The organism is Brachyspira hampsonii, assembly GCF_002214805.1.
Taxonomy (GTDB): Bacteria; Spirochaetota; Brachyspiria; order Brachyspirales; family Brachyspiraceae; genus Brachyspira; species Brachyspira hampsonii.
Genome location: NZ_CP019914.1, coordinates 2,045,819 through 2,063,617 on the forward strand (window position 1 = coordinate 2,045,819; position 17,799 = coordinate 2,063,617).

At 27.9% G+C, this 17,799-nt stretch carries 13 protein-coding genes and 1 rRNA gene; 8 read left to right on the plus strand and 6 right to left on the minus strand.

All coding sequences use genetic code 11. The features are described from left to right. Positions 1-10: 10 nt before the first annotated feature. The 4 genes from BHAMNSH16_RS08980 to BHAMNSH16_RS08995 all read right to left on the minus strand — a co-directional run bounded on the left by BHAMNSH16_RS08980 (position 11) and on the right by BHAMNSH16_RS08995 (position 5,040). Positions 11-1,462, minus strand: a complete 1,452-nt coding sequence (locus BHAMNSH16_RS08980; RefSeq protein ID WP_069732218.1) for an HD-GYP domain-containing protein — start codon at positions 1,460-1,462, stop codon at positions 11-13. Between the two features lie 85 nt (positions 1,463-1,547). Then, positions 1,548-1,925: a YkgJ family cysteine cluster protein gene (locus tag BHAMNSH16_RS08985; protein ID WP_069732219.1), complete on the minus strand. Its 378-nt coding sequence runs from the start codon at positions 1,923-1,925 to the stop codon at positions 1,548-1,550. A gap of 24 nt (positions 1,926-1,949) precedes the next feature. After that, positions 1,950-4,295, minus strand: a complete 2,346-nt coding sequence (locus tag BHAMNSH16_RS08990) for a hypothetical protein (protein ID WP_088859747.1) — start codon at positions 4,293-4,295, stop codon at positions 1,950-1,952. Positions 4,296-4,299: 4 nt separating this feature from the next. Beyond that, entirely contained in the window at positions 4,300-5,040 is a 741-nt protein-coding gene (locus tag BHAMNSH16_RS08995; protein ID WP_008728483.1) for a hypothetical protein, read from the minus strand. A gap of 587 nt (positions 5,041-5,627) precedes the next feature. Here BHAMNSH16_RS08995 and BHAMNSH16_RS09000 point away from each other — a divergent pair. Both BHAMNSH16_RS09000 and BHAMNSH16_RS09005 read left to right on the plus strand, forming a co-directional pair. Further along, a 16S ribosomal RNA gene (locus tag BHAMNSH16_RS09000) occupies positions 5,628-7,142 on the plus strand. A 196-nt stretch (positions 7,143-7,338) separates the two neighbouring features. Beyond that, a complete protein-coding gene (locus BHAMNSH16_RS09005; protein WP_069731941.1) occupies positions 7,339-8,070 on the plus strand; it encodes a GntR family transcriptional regulator in 732 nt (243 codons plus the stop codon). A 24-nt stretch (positions 8,071-8,094) separates the two neighbouring features. Here BHAMNSH16_RS09005 and BHAMNSH16_RS09010 read toward each other — a convergent pair whose 3' ends face one another. Further along, on the minus strand, positions 8,095-10,782 hold the full coding sequence (locus BHAMNSH16_RS09010) for a YidC/Oxa1 family membrane protein insertase (RefSeq protein WP_069731942.1): 2,688 nt from the start codon (positions 10,780-10,782) through the stop codon (positions 8,095-8,097). Between the two features lie 161 nt (positions 10,783-10,943). Here BHAMNSH16_RS09010 and BHAMNSH16_RS09015 point away from each other — a divergent pair, with 161 nt between their 5' ends. Both BHAMNSH16_RS09015 and rsmD read left to right on the plus strand, forming a co-directional pair. Then, on the plus strand, positions 10,944-11,618 hold the full coding sequence (locus BHAMNSH16_RS09015) for a hypothetical protein (protein ID WP_008730775.1): 675 nt from the start codon (positions 10,944-10,946) through the stop codon (positions 11,616-11,618). A 29-nt stretch (positions 11,619-11,647) separates the two neighbouring features. Then, positions 11,648-12,211 carry a 16S rRNA (guanine(966)-N(2))-methyltransferase RsmD gene (gene rsmD, locus BHAMNSH16_RS09020; protein WP_008730773.1) on the plus strand — a complete coding sequence of 188 codons (564 nt, stop codon included), beginning with the start codon at positions 11,648-11,650 and terminating at the stop codon, positions 12,209-12,211. 74 nt (positions 12,212-12,285) lie between these two features. Here rsmD and BHAMNSH16_RS09025 read toward each other — a convergent pair whose 3' ends face one another. Further along, positions 12,286-12,717 carry a PepSY-like domain-containing protein gene (locus tag BHAMNSH16_RS09025; protein ID WP_008730771.1) on the minus strand — a complete coding sequence of 144 codons (432 nt, stop codon included), beginning with the start codon at positions 12,715-12,717 and terminating at the stop codon, positions 12,286-12,288. 284 nt (positions 12,718-13,001) lie between these two features. On the opposite strand from BHAMNSH16_RS09025, the gene BHAMNSH16_RS09030 reads away from it, so the two are divergent. The 4 genes from BHAMNSH16_RS09030 (at position 13,002) to trxB (ending at position 17,767) form a co-directional block, all read left to right on the plus strand. Further along, positions 13,002-14,003, plus strand: a complete 1,002-nt coding sequence (locus BHAMNSH16_RS09030; protein WP_008730769.1) for an FAD:protein FMN transferase — start codon at positions 13,002-13,004, stop codon at positions 14,001-14,003. Positions 14,004-14,084: 81 nt separating this feature from the next. Further along, the gene (locus BHAMNSH16_RS09035; RefSeq protein ID WP_008730767.1) at positions 14,085-15,065 is read left to right on the plus strand and encodes an acetylxylan esterase; all 981 of its coding nucleotides are present in this window, start codon (positions 14,085-14,087) and stop codon (positions 15,063-15,065) included. 124 nt (positions 15,066-15,189) lie between these two features. Beyond that, the gene (locus BHAMNSH16_RS09040) at positions 15,190-16,662 is read left to right on the plus strand and encodes an AlbA family DNA-binding domain-containing protein (protein ID WP_039954820.1); all 1,473 of its coding nucleotides are present in this window, start codon (positions 15,190-15,192) and stop codon (positions 16,660-16,662) included. Positions 16,663-16,834: 172 nt separating this feature from the next. Beyond that, on the plus strand, positions 16,835-17,767 hold the full coding sequence (trxB, locus tag BHAMNSH16_RS09045) for a thioredoxin-disulfide reductase (protein ID WP_008730763.1): 933 nt from the start codon (positions 16,835-16,837) through the stop codon (positions 17,765-17,767). The last annotated feature ends 32 nt before the right edge of the window (positions 17,768-17,799 follow it).

Sequence of the window (17,799 nt, forward strand, 5' to 3'; positions counted from 1 at the left end):
AATTCCTATATTATATTAATTTGCAGGCCATTAAATCTTGTTCTATAGAATTGCTTAAAAATTCTACAAATACATCGTATAATATGGGGTCTAATTTAACATGCTTTTCCACAAAATCTTCTCTCATAATATTAAGAGCTTCTTCAGGTGTAAATGTTTTTCCTCCCCTATACTTTCTAGCCGGATCTATTAGAGCATCATATACATCTATTATTTCAAGCATTTTAGCGGGGAAATAAGCAAAAGCCTCGCATTCATCTATAGCTTTAGCATCATAAGTCATGATTCTTTGTATTTGGAAATTAGGATATTTTTTTAATTTTAAAGCATGCAAATGTTCATAAGGTCCGTATCCTAATCCATAATATTCATGGTGTAAAGCTACTGTAAGTATAACTTCAAGCGGATATTCAGAAGTTTGACTTACTAAAGCATAACTATTAAATAAGTGTTTTTTTATTCTTTCATAATCTCTTCCGTTTGCTCCTTCAAAATAGTCCAAATCTTTAACTTTACCTATATCATGAAGCAAAGCACCTACAGAATAAAGATTCATATCTTTTTCTTCTATAATTTTAATACCTTTGTCTATACAATCTTCAACAGTTGCTAAGTTTTTATGTATTCCTTCTTTATTGAATACGGCTTCAACTTGTTCGTAAAATTTTTTATATTTATTAGTATATGAAGTTCTTATTTTATGTACTAAATGTCTTCTGTTTATTAAATTATTGTAAAACACCATAAAATTAACATAAGATATAAATACTCTGTTAGAATGCGACATAACACCGCCGTCAGAATAATTTCTAAGTTCATCAAATACTTTCTGTGTTTCTGTATTTGCAGCAAGCATGTCAACTATAGTTGTAACCAAATTTGTAGTTGTTTCAGTTATTTCCTGATTTTCTATTTTAGCCTGTTCCTGAGTAATTTCTTCGCCTTTAATCTTTTGAATACTTTCAAACATAGTAACTTTTGCTATAAGTCCTACATCATTTCCAACATTTACTATTTCCTGAGCCGTATTTCTATTGATTCCTTTTTCTTTATCTACAGTAATTTCTTTTAATTTATCATCATAATTTTTTATTGTGTTAACTTTTTCCTTATATGTCATTTTAGAGATTTCTGATATTCTTTTACCCATCTCTTTTTCTGATTCTTTAGGTGTTCTAAATACATAAGGAGCAGATTCATTTGAAGTATTATCTGAATTGTTTGTTTGAGTAATAGATTTGAATTCTTCTATAAACATAGAAAAATTTTTAGGTATGTATATTTTTAAACTGCTGTATTTTTCATTATCAATAATTAAACTTAATTGTTCGGTAGGAAATATTATAAGTTTTTTTTCTTTATCTAATCTAAATAATGGTATATTATGGGCAACTAGCTGATCTTTTATATCTTTTAGTTCTTTTACTGTTAGAATATCATATTTTTCCATCAAATCATTCATTATAAAAAACTACCTTAAACAAAAATTACATAATACTTTCGTATTATATTATATCTCATATTGAAAAAAAAAGAAATATATAAAGCTATTTTTTTATTTTTACACCGGGGCAGGCTCTTTTGAATTTTCCTGATATTAAATTACCATTTTTATCCATATATTCTTTCCAATATGGAAAAGTAGAACATTGCTCAGGTTTTGAACTATTAATAGTGCATCTATTGTTTTCATCTAAAAATGTACAAGGTTTATCATCTGTTACTTTTATATAATAACCGTACCCTTCTTCATATTCTAAATATTTATTAATAAAAACTAAAGGAGATATTTCTAATAATTTGGCCGCTCTTTTTATATCGTTATCATTAAAAAATACATATCCTTTTTCTCGGCAGCATATACCGCATCCTGTACATGAAAATGTTAATATAGAATTTTTATTATTTTTGTTTGATTTTTTCATTTTGTTGATTTTTGCTGTATTAGATTATTTTAATATGGAATTGGCTTGATTTTTTATTGTATTAGCTAGATTTTGCTTACCCATTTTTAAGTACATTTCAGAAACTTTTATGTAATCATTGTATAAAGCTCTTTTTTCATTGTCATTCATATCTTCAATTTTTTTTTTACCCCCATTAGGGATTTTAATATTTATATTGAAAACTATGCTGTCAGGATTATTGTTTATAATATTTTGATTAAGTACTGCTATTGAAGGCCATCTTCTGCTGTCTCCAAGCTCGGCAGTGGCTATTGATGATAATGTATCAGTCCACTTTGTTTTATAAGTATCGGTACTATATGCAAATGTATTATTATTTGCCTGAGTATTATTGACCGATGCATTTGTATTTGCGGCAGGCGGATTAGGAGGAGGATTTGGCGGAGTAGGGGGGGGTATTTCAGGCTCTTTCGGAGGAGTAGGTGCTGCTGCAGTATTAGTTTGAGTATTTGCAGCGTTATTAGTTTGAGGTCTTACTGTATTAGTCTGAGTATTTACCGCATTGTTAGTTTGAGGTCTTACTGTATTAGTCTGAGTATTTGCCGCATTGTTAGTTTGAGGTCTTACTGTATTAGTCTGAGTATTTGCCGCATTATTAGTTTGAGGTCTTACTGTATTGGTCTGAGTATTTACCGTATTGTTAGTTTGAGGTCTTACTGTATTAGTCTGAGTATTTACCGCATTGTTAGTTTTAGGCATATCAGAGTCTATATTATTAGTGCTTGATATAATATTATTTGTTATTAAATCATTCGTATTTAATGTATTATTATTTGTAACTTCTTCATAGAAATTGTCGTCAATTTCATTATTTTTTCCTGAGAAGAATTGTATTCCTAAGAATGATAATCCTAATATTATAATTATAATTCCTATTATAGGCACAATTTTATTTGATTTTTTATTATTTTCTATAGAATGTTCAGGAGCTACATAAGGTTCTACCGGTTTTTTCTCAATTTCAGGCAGAGAAGAACTTTTTAATTCATCTTCTGTTTCTATAATTTTTATTTCTTTGTCTTTTAATTCCTGAATTTTTTCATTGATAGTTTCTTTTAATTCATCTATTTTTGATGAAGAATAATCTTTATAGCTTTCTACAGAACTATTTTCATTTATTGTAGGAGCATCTTTTATAGCAGTATCAATTTCTTCCTGATTAAATTTAGATTTTTGAATATGCTCATCATCAGTAGGTATAACAACAGGTCTTTTAAATATATCGCTTTTACTGTATGTAGCTTTTTCTTCTACTTTAACATTATCAACATTATCTTCTATTTTTTTAGCCTCATCAGTTTCCGGTTCTGTTTTTTCTTCTGCAATTTCATCAAGTTTTTTATCTTCTTCTACTATTAATTCTTCTTTTGATTCTTCTTTTATTTCTACATTTTCTATTTCTTCTTTGTTATCAGAATCTATATTATCAGATATTTCATTATTTTCAATTTTTTCATTCTCTTCAGGTTTATTATCATCATCTTTTTTATTTTCAAGTGTTTCAAATGAATAAACAGGCGAATTATCATCATGAACTACTGATGATGATGTATTTTCATTGATTGATGCAGTATTCTCTTCAGTTTTTTCATTTTTTATATTATGAGCTGCAAATACACTGCTTATAACAGGTTTAGATGTATTTATTTCTTCTGTATTATTTTTAGTATTAATATTATCTAAATTATCATCATCTACTATGGCTATACGCTTTTTTACGCTAACAGGTCTTGATACATTTTTAGATTTTGCTTTTATTGCTTCTTTAAGAAGAGTTATTGATTCTCTTTCAGTTCTATTTTCAGTATTTTCTGTTTTAATTGATTCTATTTTTCTAACAGGAGTTGAGGTTTTAAGAACAATTTTTCTGTTAGAAGTTTTTATTTCAGATGTTGCTTCTTTGATTATATCTTTCAAATCTTTTTTGTCGTCATCATTATTCTTTTTTAAAATAGAATCAGAAGTTTTTATTTCAGTTTTATTTTCTTTTGTTTCTTCTACTTTTTCATTTTGAGATATTTTTTTTTCAGCAGTTTTTTTAGCTGCAGTTTTCTTTACTGTATCTTCTTTTTTTTCAGCTTTTTCAGCAGTTTTTTTGGCTGCAGTTTTCTTTACTGTATCTTCTTTCTTTTCAGCTTTTTCGGCAGTTTTTTTAGCTGCGGTTTTCTTTACTGTATCTTCTTTCTTTTCAGCTTTTTCAGCAGTTTTTTTGGCTGCAGTTTTCTTTACTGTATCTTCTTTTTTGTTAGAAGCTTTTTTAGTTGAAGTCTTTTTTATTTCTTTAACTTCTTCTTCTTTTTTATTTGTTGTAGTTTTTCTTGTTGCCATATTTTCACTCTGTTATATTTTGTTTTCTATTTATTAATATGTTTTTTATAGTATTCATTGTTTTTTCATCAAATATGTTTTCAGTTATATTTCCTCTTTTTAATGAATCTATAAGATATTTATTTAAATTTATATCTTTATTGAGATTCTTTTCTTTAGCTATATAAACATAATTACACATAGATAAAATTATTCTAAGCTGATTTCCATCAGAAGAATACTTATCTATTAATTTCTGAGGTTCATCAATACCTAAACAACTTAAATTATAACAAACTTTAAAGAAAAGTTTATTAGTAACTTGTTTGATTTGGGTATCTTTTTTTACTTTTTTATTTATCGTATAGAGTATAGAAAAATCTCTAGCTTCAAAATTACATACAGCAGCATAAAATTTTTCCTGATAAGGCATAAGATAATGATGACTTTTTGCCTTAGATTCTACTCTAGTAATAAACCCCTTTTCTTCCAAAGCATCTAATGATTTAACTATAGTAGCATTTCCTCCTATACCTGCCTCATTTAATATTTGAGAATGAGTAGTTTTAGCTATGCCAAGTTCATAATCATAATTAGCAACTAAAGTTCTATATACTTCTTTAGCGGATAAAGGTAATTTTTTCCAAGTATTATTTTCTGTTATAGATTTTGGAATAAAAGAACACATTGATGCTATTGATAAAAATGTATCTTTATCTATCGTTTTTAATTGTGCTTTATTGATTATATCTAAAATGTTTTCCAAAATTCTACTCCAATATGTATATAATATATCTAAATCAATATAAAATCAAGTTTTAAAAAATATTTTGTTTATCTATTTTTTTAATATTCTATTCTATTAATTTGGGGTTTTTTTATCGGATTTGTTTTTATTAATTTTATTTTTGGTTTTTTTGTAATAAATTTCCAAAATAAGGATAAAAAAGCATAAAATTCCAATATTTTTGCTGTTTTTTAGGCTGTTTTCTTTTGAAAAAATTGTAATATACTAAAAATCACCAAAAATAAGTATTATATGTATTATAAAATATATATTTTGATAAAAAAGATTGAAAAAATATAAAAAACGGTTTTATTTAGTATTGTGTTTTTTTAGCTGTATGTTATAATAATAAAACAGTTGATGAGAAACAAAAAACATCAGCTAACAAAATGAAAGTTCTTTGAAATATGGATAGCAGAAGCAATTTAAGAAAAACACAACTGGTGTAAGAACTTAGATTAAGTTCTATGACCCAATAGTTACAATTTGTAACATTTCTTTAAGTAAGTAAATCACTATTCAGTAGAATAGTAAAATAAAGAATCATTTCAGATTCACAAAAAGTGAGTATGGAGAGTTTGATTCTGGCTCAGAGCGAACGTTGGCGATGCGTCTTAAGCATGCAAGTCGAGCGGGCTTATTCGGGCAACTGGATAAGTTAGCGGCGAACTGGTGAGTAACACGTAGGTAATCTGCCGTAGAGCGGGGGATAACCCATGGAAACATGGACTAATACCGCATATACTCTTGCTACACAAGTAGAGTAGAGGAAAGGAGTAATCCGCTTTACGATGAGCCTGCGGCCTATTAGCCTGTTGGTGGGGTAATGGCCTACCAAAGCTACGATAGGTAGCCGACCTGAGAGGGTGACCGGCCACATTGGGACTGAGATACGGCCCAGACTCCTACGGGAGGCAGCAGCTGAGAATCTTCCACAATGGACGAAAGTCTGATGGAGCGACATCGCGTGAGGGATGAAGGCCTTCGGGTTGTAAACCTCGGAAATTATCGAAGAATGAGTGACAGTAGATAATGTAAGCCTCGGCTAACTACGTGCCAGCAGCCGCGGTAATACGTAGGAGGCAAACGTTGCTCGGATTTACTGGGCGTAAAGGGTGAGTAGGCGGACTTATAAGTCTAAGGTGAAAGACCGAAGCTCAACTTCGGAAACGCCTCGGATACTGTAAGTCTTGGATATTGTAGGGGATGATGGAATTCTCGGTGTAGCGGTGGAATGCGCAGATATCGAGAGGAACACCTATAGCGAAGGCAGTCATCTGGGCATTTATCGACGCTGAATCACGAAAGCTAGGGGAGCAAACAGGCTTAGATACCCTGGTAGTCCTAGCCGTAAACGTTGTACACTAGGTGCTTCTATTTAAATAGGAGTGCCGTAGCTAACGTCTTAAGTGTACCGCCTGAGGAGTATGCCCGCAAGGGTGAAACTCAAAGAAATTGACGGGTCCCCGCACAAGTGGTGGAGCATGTGGTTTAATTCGATGATACGCGAAAAACCTTACCTGGGTTTGAATTGTAAGATTAATGATTTAGAGATAAGTCAGACCGCAAGGAGATTTTACATAGGTGCTGCATGGCTGTCGTCAGCTCGTGTCGTGAGATGTTGGGTTAAGTCCCGCAACGAGCGCAACCCTCACCCTTTGTTGCTACCGAGTAATGTCGGGCACTCTTAGGGGACTGCCTACGTTCAAGTAGGAGGAAGGTGGGGATGATGTCAAGTCCTCATGGCCCTTATGTCCAGGGCTACACACGTGCTACAATGGCAAGTACAAAGAGAAGCAAGACCGCGAGGTGGAGCAAAACTCAAAAAAGTTGCCTCAGTTCGGATTGGAGTCTGAAACTCGACTCCATGAAGTTGGAATCACTAGTAATCGTAGATCAGAACGCTACGGTGAATACGTTCCCGGGGATTGTACACACCGCCCGTCACGCCATCGGAGTTGGTTTTACCTGAAGTCGTTAGCCTAACCGCAAGGGGGGCGGCGCCGAAGGTGGGACTGATGATGAGGGTGAAGTCGTAACAAGGCAGCCGTACCGGAAGGTGTGGCTGGATCACCTCCTTTATTCGGAGATTGTCCGACTTAAATCTTACTGCTATTCATATTTGAAAGAATTTTTCCATATTATATTTTTTATACCTCGTTAATAAACTAGCCATTTAGGCTGGTTTTTTTGTGCCTTTTATATATATGAAAATTTATATTTTTGACTTTTTTTATAATATGTCTATAATAGTTATAATTTATATTGGAGATTTTTATGGCTGTGTTGAAAAAAGAAATTGATATGAATATGCAGGAACAAAAAATATATGAGTATAATAGAATATATGTCTATAGAGTATTAAAAGAAAATATAATGAAATTGATACTTAAACCTGGAGAAAAAATTAGCGAGTTAAATATTAAAAAAACATTTAATGTAAGCAGATCTCCAATCAGAGAAGCTATTGTTAGATTAGTGGATGAGGAATTAATTGATGTTTTTCCTCAAAAGGGTACTTATGTATCTTTGTTAGATCCTAACTTGATAGAAGATTCTTTATTTATGAGGGCTGCTATAGAAAAGGAAATAATGATTTTATTATGTTCTGAAGACTTTAATGCTGAAAATTTATTAATTTCATTGGAATATATATTTGAAAAACAAAAAAAAATAGCATCAAATAATTTAAATAAAGATTCTATTATGGAATTTTTAGATTTAAATGAACAATTTCATAGTGAGATATTTAAAAATATTGGCAAAATTAATATATGGGAAAAAATTTTGAAATTTGGAACTCATTATGTAAGATTTCATATATTAGAATCTATATCTAAAACTAATGTTGATTTTGCAATAAAACAGCATACTGATATTATAAATGCTATAAAAAATAAAGATTACAATATTGCTAAGCAGCTGGAAAATAATTTATTATCTAATTATAGATTTAAATTAAAAAAAGTATATGATTTATATCCGCAGTATTTTAAATATAAAATATAACCTTTTATTATAAATAATTATATTTTATTCTCTAAATCCTAATGATAAATCTATTTCTTTACTATAATTACTTTCATAATACCAACAGTATAATTTCCAATTATTGGTATCTAATATATTATTATTTACATGATAATAAGTATTAAAATCATAAGTATTTGAATTTTGATTTTCAGGCTTCCAACTTCTGATTCGTATAATATTAGCACCATTTGTTTTATAATCATTAGTTATTATTTTATTATTGAATATATTTCTTATTCCTTTTATATGATTAACTGCTAAATATGGCATATCTGCTGCAGTCATAAAATTAGTATCAATCCTTAATTTTCCTTTTGCATTGAAATCTTTATACATTAGCAAAGAATTATATAAAGCTATAAATTTTGTATTAGGTTTTTCAAAGTACTTGGAGCTTACTCTGTATCCATGATCTGAAATAATTATTATTTTGGTATTATTATAAATATTATTATCTTTTAAAAAATATATAATTTTAGCTATATTTATCATTGAAGCTGAATTAGCATAAAAATGTCTTACGCTGTTTGTATCTTTATATGTTTTTAAATCATTAGTATCTATATAATTTAAATTTACTGAAGGCAATAAATCAGGAAGAAAATAATGCGGTTCATGTGTGGTATTATTGTGAAGTATATTATAATTATTTCCATCTTCTTCTATTTTTATTAAATCTTTAATAGAATCTAATAAAGCATAATTTTCTATACTTGTATTCATAATATTGTTTTTATTTATGAGCCATTGTCCTTCGCTATATAATGTATTTCTAAGCCATATAGGAAGTATCCTAAAAAATGAAAATCTTATCAATTTATCATTATCTAAATTGTATGTGATGATATTATTTTCATTTGTATATTTATTTATACTGTAATCATAAATATAATCATTATTATACACTTTAATATTGCTGTAATTATCGAATATACTTAAATCACCTTTAAAAGACATATTGGCATAAACAGGATTAAGTATATAAGATTTATAACCATATTTTTCTAAAGATAAAGGCAATGTTAATATAGCATTATTATGAATATTTGTAATATTATTATTTTTATTAGTGCTTATTTCATAAGGCAGATAATCATAACCTCCATAAATAGATGCTATAGTTATAGTATTATAATTATATGAAACGGTATTGGGATAAAATGTGAATCCATCAAATATGTTTTTATATTCATCAAATCTATTAAAAGCATCAAACCAATATGAAGAGATAGCTCTGTCCAATATTATAACGAATATATTCTTTCCATTTCTTGATAGATTAAATATCTTTTCACCTATTTTTAATTTATACGATGTTTTTGTATATGTATTATCATAGCTTAATATTTTATATGTATAAAATATTGACGATGCAATTAATACAAATATTACTATATAATCAATATTGATTAATAAAGATAGCTTAGATTTTTTTATTAGTAAATAAATAAATGCTAAAGAAATTAATATGAATAAAATATTTATTATTATATCTTTATTAATTATTTTAATTTCACTGTCAAATATAAAATCAGAATTCATATTAGGATAATTACCTGCAAAAATGAAAGTATTTACTATGAATACTAAAGATAAAAAGATAAATACTAATGTTATATAATTTTTTATTTTATCTGAAAATAAATTATATATAAATAAAGGATAAAATAAAAATATTCCAATACTCATTGAAAGATTATTTATTATTAAGTTTAGATGATTTTTGAATTCAGATACTGAATTGTTTATTAATGATGCCGGTATAAAAAGTCCTGATAATATTGTAATAATAATACAGGATAATATAAGAAGTTTATATCTGTATTTTATAAAATTATTATTTTTAATTAATGATTTTTCTATATATCCAAAGTTTAATGTTAATATTATTATTATAAATATAGTTAAAATATTTCTTATATCTATTTTATTTATATAAGAGATAACAGTTAATACTATAAAAGTTAATACAGTCAATACATTGCTTATTTTTAATATTTTATCTTTATTGAATGATTTATATATTTTATATTCTAAAACAATATTTTTAATTAAAGAGAATAAACAATTTATATTCCAATAAAATAATAATCCCGAAGGTGAATCATATAATATTATAAGAAATAATAATGAAGTTATATATATAGGCAGACTTTCTTTTATATTTAATTTCTTACTATAAATCATACCTGCAAGCAGACTGAATATAGTCATAGTAAAAGGCAGTAAATTTATTCCATTTATTATATTATCAGGTTTTGAAAAATCTTTTATAAAATAAAAATTTCCTTGAGATAGATCAGGTAAGCTGTATATAAAATTATATGCAGCAATAAAGAATGGTATTTGTATTAAAAGTCCTAAAACTCCTCTGAATGCATAGATGACTTTATATTTATTGATTCTATGACAGGCTCTTATAAGTAAATATCTTTGATCTCCTTTATAAACAGCTTTTATATTATCTATGATAGGCTTCATTTTGTTTTGAATATTTCTTTCTTTTTCCTGCCATTTTTCTGCTATATTATAAAGCGGCAGAGATAACAAGTTTACTGACAAACTTAATAAGAATATACTCAAACTATAATGTAAATTAAATATATTATTAAATATAAAAAATAGAGTTTCTATGATTAATTCTATTGGAAATATAAAAATATTAAAAAATATATTTACTATTATCACATTACTCCCATAAGTGTAAAATTAAAACTTATAAACTATATAATAACATATATTTTATATTATAAAAGCATATTAACATAATATTAATATTTTTTATAAAACCCTTGTTTTTTTATCAATATTAGTTACTATATAAATAAAAATATTTTAGGTTTTAATTTATGAAATTTATATTTTCTAGATTTATGATAGGGAGCATTGTAATACTGATAGGGGCTTATATTTTACTTCAGTATGTTTTTCATATTTATATTCCGGCACTTGCCTATACTCCGGTATTTACTATAATAGTGGCTATTTTAATAATGGTTTGGGGATGTGCTATAGTTATTGGCAGAGGATTCTATGCATCTAAAATACTTTTGGGAATTTTTGTTATATGTGCAGGAATATATGTACTTATAAGATACTGTTTTAATATCAATATGCCTTTTATATTATATACGCCAATATTTAGAATGGTTATAGGTATGATAATAATATTTTTAGGTGTTTATATATTATTCGGAATGCATTATTTAAGAGACAGCATACCTAAAAATAAAAAAACTAGATATAATGTATATTTTAAAACAGATAGTATAGATTTATCTGAATTAGAAATAGACAGAAACAGAACTATAGATATTAATACAATTTTTTCAGATACAGTTGTTTTAATAAGCGATAAAGTGCAAGTTCATATAAAGGCATCAAGTGCTTTCGGATCTGTTTCACTTCCTACAGGCGACAGTGTAAGTTTTGGTGAGACTAATTTTATTATGGGAAGTTCTGATAAAATACTTTATTTAAATGTTAGCTCAGCATTTGCTCAAATCAGGGTTCTTTATAAATAAATATATTATTATTGGGCAGTAATTAATTTATGCATATAATATCAGGAAATAAAAAGGGAAGAAAAATCATAACTCCCAAAAGAGATTTTAGACCTACACAGGGTAAGGTTAAAGAGGCTTTTTTTAATATTATTGATATAGAAAATAAAACTTTTTTGGATTTATGCTCCGGAAGCGGTGCTATGGGGTTTGAGGCTTTAAGCAGAAATGCTGGGTTTGTAACTTTTATAGAGATAGACAGGGAGGCGGTTAAAAATATATTTTCTAATGCTAAAACTATATTCAATAATGATGAGAATGTATATAAAATAAAAAGGGTATCAGCTGAAGATTATGTGAAAAAAACTAATGATAAATTTGATGTTATATATTTGGATCCGCCTTATCATTCAAAAATATATTTTGATGTTATAAACAATATAATAAAAAGAAATATATTAAATGATAATGGAGTTTTAGCTGCAGAGTTTGGGGCGGATTATTATAAAAAGTTCTTAGACAATGAGGATTTTAAAAATATAGTATCGAACATTATGAAGTATAATATAAAAACTTATGGTGAGAGTGTATTAATAATATTTAAGTATATATAAAAATTTAAGTATATAAAAAAGAGAGATACCTTAAATAGCATCTCTCTGAAATTTTCATAAACCTTAATTTATCTTTAATCGTCCCATTGCTGACCCATTAACTGACCATTAGCAGCTATATATAATTCCATCATATTATTAAGTTTTATTTTGTAGTTACCCCATTCTTTTTCAACATCTATCATTCTAGCCTGAGGATAAGTTCTTCTAACAGTATTAGCCACAGCCTGAGGTAATACGCTCATAGGTACTCCGTTATATTCTCCGTCTATATTAAGCCAATTACCATTAGGCATAAAATCTATAGAAGCTCCATTTGACAGCTTAACTTCAAATTTACCGTCATCTCTTTCAACTTTCCATATTTGAGCATTAGGATAAACTCTTCTTATGAATGTCCTTGCTTTTTGAGGTAATGATGAAGCTGGTACTACCCAATCAGCAAAAAGGCTTGAAGTTGAGATAATAGTTAATGATATTAATAAAGCTAATAATTTTTTTGTCATAATGAATCTCCTTAATTTAAATGTATTTTTCAATAATCTCCTGTAAATTATCTTTACAATTATAAGTATAGCAGAAAAACGATTTATGTCAATGGAATTTACTCTATTTTTACAATTTTTTTACAAAATATATTAAAATTAATATTTTTATAAAACATATTATACTTAGCTGCTAATTATATATTTAAAAATTGAATGATAGTAAATATTATTTACTTTTACAATTATTTTTTATTAATGGTTTATAAGTAAATATGTATAATTTGATTCTGAGAGATTAAAATATGAAAAAAAAGATTTATTTTTCTATACCAATAATAATAGTAGCATTAATAATATCCATTTCATTCTATATGTTAAGAGATAAATATATAACAGCTACTGTGATAATAAGCGATACTATACTTAATATAACAGCAGAGACTTCTAATAAAAATATGGATAAACTTATAGAGAGTATTACAAATGAGATAAACAGAATAGATAATATACTAAATCCGTATAATACTTCAAGTGAAATAGGAATAATAAATAAAGAAAGTTTGTCAGGAAAAACTGAAATAGAAATTTCAGATGAAATGGCACATATATTTACCACAGGATTAAGATATTCAAAATTAAATCCCTCTTTTGATATAAGCGTAAGACCTTTGATAGAGTTATGGGGATTTGGAGTAAAGGAAAATCAGACAGTACCTTTAAAAGAGGATATAGATAATGCTTTGGCCGATATAGATTATTCAGCTGTGAGTATAGTTACTAATGATGAGAATAAAAACATATTAAAATTATCAAAGCCGTTAACATTTGACTTCGGATCTTACGGTAAAGGCTATATAATAGAAAAATTAAAAAATATATTTGCAGAGTATAATATAAAGAATTATTTAATAGATTATGGCGGAGATACCTATGCAAACGGAGTTAATAGCAGAGGTAAACCTTGGGTGATAGCAATTAGAAATCCAAGAAATGATGCTTACGGATATTTAGGACTTTTAGAAGCTACAAATTGTACAATAGTAACAAGCGGAGATTATGAGAGATATTTTACTCAGGACGGCACTAATTATCATCATATAATAGATGCAGAAATAGGGTATCCTACTTATAACAGTATATCCGCTACTATAGTTCATACAAATGCAGAAGAAGCTGATGCTCTATCAACAACAGCATTTTTAATGGGTACTAATTTCTTTACAAATGAGGCTTTTAAATATAAAGAGGCTTATATCGTAACTCCTCAGGGTGAATTATTTATAGTAACTAATGATAATTTTTAATATATATACTTTAAATTACAAAAAATATATATATACTATAGAGAATAGTATATATATTTAATTTGATTACAGAGGTTTTATATGGCTTTTTTTGATTTAAGTTTAGAAGAACTTTATAAGTATAAGGGAAGCGGCGAAGAGCCTAAAGATTTTGATGAATTTTGGCTTGATACTTTAAATGAAAATAATCATAAAACAGAGACTGAATATACTTTAATAGATACACATTTAAAATTGTTTGATGTATGGAATGTATCATTCAAAGGTTATGCAGCTCATAAAATAAATGGTTGGTATATAGCACCTAAATATGCAAGAGAAAATAATGAGAAATTAACTTGTATAATGTGCTATCCGGGATACGGCGGCGGAAGAGATTATCCAAATAGCCATTTACTTTTTCCTTCTGCAGGATACAGTGTATTTGTTATGGAGGTTAGAGGACAGGGAGCTGAAGGAGGAAACGGGGCAACAACTCCAGATCCTGTAGGTTCGACCCCTCATGCTGACGGATTTCTCACTATGGGAATATTAGACAAAAAAGACTATTTTTATAAAAGAGTTTTTATAGACGCATTTAAATCCATTGAGGCTGCTAAAGAGCATTCTCTTACAGGAAAAATTGCTGTAAATGGTACTAGTCAGGGCGGAGGCATATCACTTGCACTTTTAGGACTTTCGGCACTTAAAAAAGAAAAAATTGAGGCTGCTATGATAGATGTGCCTTTCTTATGTGATTATAAAAGAGCATGTACAATTACAGATACTTTGCCTTATAATGAAATAGCAAGATTTTGCAAAACTAATAGAATGCATGAAAAAACTGCTTTTGAAACTTTATCATATTTTGACGGAAGTTTCTTTGCTAAAAGGTCTAAAGTGAAGGCTTTATTTTCAGTTGGCCTTATGGATATTTTATGTCCTCCTTCTACTGTTTTTGCTGCTTATAATAATTATGCAGGAGAAAAGTCTATTAATGTTTATACTTTTAATGGACATGAGGGCGGGGATAATGAGCAGAGTGAAAGAAAATTAGAATTTTTGAATTCATTAAATTTATAGTTTTATAATATATTACATATTATACATATATTATCTGCTATTATTTATGTAAATAAAATATGTTGATAATATTTGTATATATGTTATATTATTATATATAATAATAGGTATTGATGGATATGGTATGAAGATTGTATCTGGCAGATTTTTTTCTAAATCTGAACTAAGAAATAGAATATTGAGGGATGTGGTTATTTCCATTTTGTTCTTGTTTATAATCATTTTGGTTTATATGCAGATTAGAAGCCCTATACCTATAAAATTTATTTTTAAATCACTTTTTCAAGATGTAAAAACTTCAATAGTAGAAGAATATTCTAAAATATTTTATCCCACATACTATTTTTCTATGCAGATGACTCCTATATTTGATGTAGTTAATCAGGCTCCTGAGGCATATAAAATCTTAATAACTAATTTCTTTCCAAAGCATACTTTTATAGAAAAAGCAGCAATGCAGGTAGGAAACAATTATATGTCTATTACCAAAGAAGGAAACGGATATAAAGTCGTCGGACATATTGTAACGAACAGCAGCAGCAATCAATATTCATCTGTTCCTTTTGAACAGCTTAGTATTGATTCTTTCTATATAAAAGACGGTAAGCCATATATACATTTAATATATATAGCTAATGAAAATATAGCTTTTGAATATATTTCTCAGTTTAATGTAAATTTTAATGATGTAGAGCTTAGAGATATTGATGATATGTATGCATACCTTATAACAGGCAACAGCAAAATTACTTTTCCTATATCATATTCTGCTACAAATGAAATGAATGAAATGAAAAATAATTTGGATTATAGTGTCATAGCTGATATTATGACTGATGAATTTAATGGAACTAATGAAGATATGATAAAAGTTTCATATAAAGATAATAATTATTGGGGATATAAAGGCACTTTCTCAGTTGCTAATAATAATATAGAAATAGGAATCATCATTCCTGAAAAGGCTTTAATCAGTAAAATACAAATACCTATAATATTATTCTTGGTTGTATTTATAATTATTATTGTAGTTATAATAGTGATGCTTGCAATACATTATATTAGAATGATAGAAGAATTAAAAAGAAATCATATGAATATAACAAAAATAATAGAAGAGGGCGAAAATACTAATGTAGAGTTTAAATCCACATTAAGATACGACAGTAATACAGAAAAAATAAATAAGGCTTTAGAAGAAGTGATTATGAAATCTATTGCGGCATTCAGCAATACCGAAGGCGGAAGATTGTTTATAGGAATTGCTAATGATGGGGAAATAATAGGACTTGAACATGATTATTCTACATTAAGACAGCCTAATAGAGATTTTTTTGAGCTTCATTTGAGAACACTTATAGAAACATATTACGGCAATGCTTTTTCTGCTGAGGGAATAAGAATTGATTTTGTGGATCATAATGGCAAAGATATATGTATTGTTTATATAAGAAAAGGGAGAGAGCCTGTATATACTAAAATAACAAACAAACAAGGTGCTAAAGAAGAAAAATTTTATATAAGAGTTGGAAATTCTTCTAGGGAAATTGCAAATGCAAGCGAAATAATAGCTTATGTAAAAAAACATTTTAGGTAATTAAAATGTTTTGGTTTTAATTTTGAAAAAACATTTTAGGTAATTAAAATGTTTTGATTTTAATTTAGAAAAAACATTTTAGATTATTAAAATGTTTTATATATCTAACTTGACTATTGAAATATATATTATATAATAATTATTACTAATAATAAAAAAGGAGTGTTTATATATGTCTGTATATGATAGTATAATAATAGGCGGAGGTCCTGCCGGTCTTTCTGCTATGCTTTATTTAGGAAGAGCTTTAACAAATTCTATTTTGATAGAAAAGAAAGGTATTGGCGGTCAGATGATGAGTACTGATTCTGTTGAGAATTATTTAGGTTTTCCTGAAGAAATGAGTGCATTTGAGCTTGTAGCAAGAATGCAGCAGCATGCTGAAAAATTCTCTAAAAATGAAATAGTTTATGATGAAGTTATAAAAGTAGAAAATATTAAAGATGAAGTGAAGAAAGTTATTACTGCTGACGGCAAAACTTATGAAACAAAGACTATAATACTTGCTATGGGCGGATTCGCTAAAAAATTAGGAACAAAAGGCGAAGATACATTTGGAGGAAAAGGGGTTTCATACTGTGCTACTTGCGACGGTGCTTTTTACAGAAATAAAACTGTTGCTGTAGTTGGAGGCGGAAACAGTGCTTTTGATGAGGCTTATTTCCTTACAAGATTTGTTAATAAAATATATTTAGTTCATAGAAGAAAAGAATTCAGAGCTGAACCTATAAATGTTAAGCATTTAACAGACACTGGAAAAGTAGAATATGTACTTGATTCTGTGATAGATGAGATTTGCGGAGACGGCAAAGTTAATAATATAAAAATAAAAAATGTAGTAGACGGTTCTATACATGATCAGGCTGTAGACGGTGTATTTGTTTTCGTAGGTCAAGAGCCTGCAACTCATTTCTTAAAAGACACAGGATTAGAATTAAAAGATACAGGACATATAGTTACAGACATGTCTACAATGGAAACTAATATTCCGGGAGTATTTGCCTGCGGAGATTCTATATTAAAACCGGTTCGTCAGGTTGCTAATGCTGTTGGAGAAGGTGCAGTTGCTGCTATGAGCGTAACTCATTATTTAAATAAGGCTTAATTAATAATTTTAGTCAAAATAAAAAAGAGTTT